Annotated in this window: 1 protein-coding gene and 1 other annotated feature; the gene reads right to left on the reverse strand. The window is 63.3% G+C overall.

Annotation, left to right across the window (positions count from 1 at the left end):
• Positions 1-7: 7 nt before the first annotated feature.
• Positions 8-1,239, reverse strand: a protein-coding gene (locus QCM77_RS45835) for an IS3 family transposase (RefSeq protein ID WP_280097126.1) whose coding sequence is annotated in 2 segments (ribosomal slippage) — positions 8-948 and positions 948-1,239 — 1,233 coding nt in all. Because the reading frame shifts where the segments join, the coding sequence is not laid out codon by codon here.
• Positions 839-955: a sequence feature (AL1L pseudoknot), on the reverse strand. It overlaps the preceding gene by 117 nt.
• Positions 1,240-1,289 lie beyond the last annotated feature (50 nt).

The raw sequence follows: 1,289 nt of genomic DNA on the forward strand, positions 1-1,289 counted from the left end.
GTTTAAGTTATGCCGCCATGGCCGGTTGTTCCAGCATGGCGTAGTAGCGTTGCTCGGCTTCGGCCGGCGGGATGTTGCCGATGGGCTCCAGGAGCCGCCGGTTGTTGAACCAGTCCACCCATTCCAGGGTCGCGAACTCGACGGCCTCGAAGCTGCGCCATGGCCCGCGCCGATGGATCACCTCAGCCTTGTAGAGACCGTTGATGGTTTCGGCGAGGGCGTTGTCATAGGAATCTCCCACGCTGCCGACAGAAGGCTCGACACCAGCTTCAGCCAGGCGCTCGGTGTACTTGATTGATACGTATTGGCTGCCCCTATCGCTGTGGTGCACGAGCCCGCCGCGATGGACCGGCCGTCGATCATGCAGGGCCTGCTCCAGCGCATCGAGCACGAAGCCTGCATGCGCCGTGCGCGAGGCTCGCCAGCCCACGATCCTGCGGGCATAGGCGTCGATCACAAAGGCGACGTAGACAAAGCCGGTCCAGGTCGCGACATAGGTGAAGTCGGAGAGCCAGAGGACGTTCGGCCTTGGTGCCTTGAACTGGCGATTGACGTGATCCAGCGGGCATGGCGCGGCCCTGTCGCTGATCGTAGTCTTGATCGGTTTACCGCGGATAACCCCTTGCAAACCGATGTCCCGCATCAGTCGCGACACCGTGCAACGGGCAACGTCGAAGCCTTCGCGCTTGAGCTGTCGCCAGATCTTGCGCACGCCGTAGACGCGGAAATTTTGATCGAAGACGCGTCGGACCTCGAGCTTCAGAGCGGCATCCTGCTTGGCGCGCGCCGACAGCCTGGCCGGATCGCGCCGCTTGGCGACGTGGGCGTGGTAGGTCGAGGGGGCGATCGGCAACACCTTGCAGATCGGCTCGACCCCATGCGCCCCACGATGATCGTCGATGAAGGCGATCATGGCTTGGACCGGCGGTCGAGCTCCGCCATCGCAAAATAAGCGCTCGCCTTGCGCAGGATCTCGTTGGCCTGTCGAAGCTCACGGTTCTCCCGTTCGAGCGCCTTTAGCTTCTCGGCCATGTCGGTCGGAACGCCGGCCCGCTGCCCGCTGTCGACCTCGGCCTTCTTGACCCAGTCATGCAGCGTCTGCGGTGTGCAGCCGATCTTGGCCGCAATGGAGGTCACCGCCGCCCAACGCGACGGGTGCTCGCTGGCGTGATCCAGAACCATCCGAACCGCTCGGGCCCGGACCTCGGGTGAAAACTTGTTCGTCGTCTTGCTTTTCATAGCTCCATCCTCTCAGGAGTTGGAGCCTCCGGCAAACCCGGAGCGGTTCA

Origin of the sequence: Bradyrhizobium nivariense (genome assembly GCF_029846695.2) — a bacterium.
Lineage (GTDB): Bacteria > Pseudomonadota > Alphaproteobacteria > Rhizobiales > Xanthobacteraceae > Bradyrhizobium.